1 protein-coding gene is annotated in these 367 nt (G+C 62.4%); it reads right to left on the bottom strand.

Annotated features, from left to right (window positions below; all coding sequences use genetic code 11):
• Positions 1-367 (bottom strand): extracellular solute-binding protein (locus HX803_RS32550; protein WP_178926132.1); only part of this gene is annotated, 367 nt, incomplete at both ends.

Genomic DNA, 367 nt, shown 5'->3' with positions numbered 1-367 from the left:
GTTCTCACCCCAGCCGGCCTTGCCCCGCAGGCACATGCCGTATTGGTCTTTGTCTTTTGCCGTGAGCTTGGCGGCGAATTCGCCGAGCTGGGTCCAGGTCGGGTGCGCGGGCATGCTCAGGCCGGCCTGTTTGAACAGGTCGGTGCGGTAATAGGTGACGGTGCTTTCGCCATAGAATGGCAAGGCATACAGGGTGTTGTTGACCGACAGGCCCTGGCGTACCGAGGGAAAAATATCGTCAGCGTCGTACGCGGCCGGCAGTTGCGTCAGCGGTTCCAGCCAATGCTTGGCGCCCCACAACGGGGTTTCGTAGGTACCGATGGTCAGCACGTCGAACTGCCCGCCCTGGGTGGCGATGTCGGTGGTG

This window comes from Pseudomonas sp. P7548, from assembly GCF_013386585.1.
In the GTDB taxonomy this organism is placed as follows: domain Bacteria; phylum Pseudomonadota; class Gammaproteobacteria; order Pseudomonadales; family Pseudomonadaceae; genus Aquipseudomonas.
The sequence above is the reverse complement of the archived record's forward strand: the minus strand, read 5'-3'. Positions and strand labels throughout refer to the sequence as shown.